This window comes from Microbacterium sp. 18062 (assembly GCF_902706225.1).
Classification (GTDB): domain Bacteria; phylum Actinomycetota; class Actinomycetes; order Actinomycetales; family Microbacteriaceae; genus Microbacterium.
In genome coordinates this window covers 1-476 of sequence record NZ_CACSKB010000268.1, presented here as the reverse complement: position 1 = coordinate 476, position 476 = coordinate 1, and the positions used below count along the sequence as shown (strand labels likewise).

At 61.6% G+C, this 476-nt stretch carries 1 pseudogene; it reads right to left on the bottom strand.

Annotation, left to right across the window (positions count from 1 at the left end):
* Window positions 1–343 (bottom strand): annotated as a pseudogene (locus tag GVL03_RS19740) (hypothetical protein); the annotation flags it as partial.
* Window positions 344–476: the final 133 nt, after the last annotated feature.

Below are 476 nucleotides of genomic sequence, written 5' to 3'. Positions count from 1 at the left end.
CCGGCCATGCGGTGACCGCACGCTCCGCTCGGCGAGTGTATTGCTGACGTTCATCCGGCACGAAGAGTCCGTGCGGGACCGCGGGCGACGGCCCCAGCCACATCCGCGCTCTGATGTCGCATATCAAGCCATCGGGCAACGCCACCCAATGATGCAGCGGGATGGTGCCCACTCCGATCACGTCAACAGTGCCAACACACACGCGATGTTCCACGCCTTCTCGCGCCAGGATCGACGAGAGGGCACTGGACATGCCGTCGCATTCGAGCGCCAGGCCGTCGAGCTGGATCAACAGCCTTTGGAGGGCGCGGGACTCGCGGGATTCGAGCATCTCTTTTTCCATGACAATTGTGCAGGCTGCGCGCCGCCTCCATATCGAACAGAACGTCGAGCATCTCAAATTAATTGACCAGCCGGCAGACCCGCCGATGCGCAGAACGCAAAAAATCGGCGGTGATAACCGAACAGTACCTGGC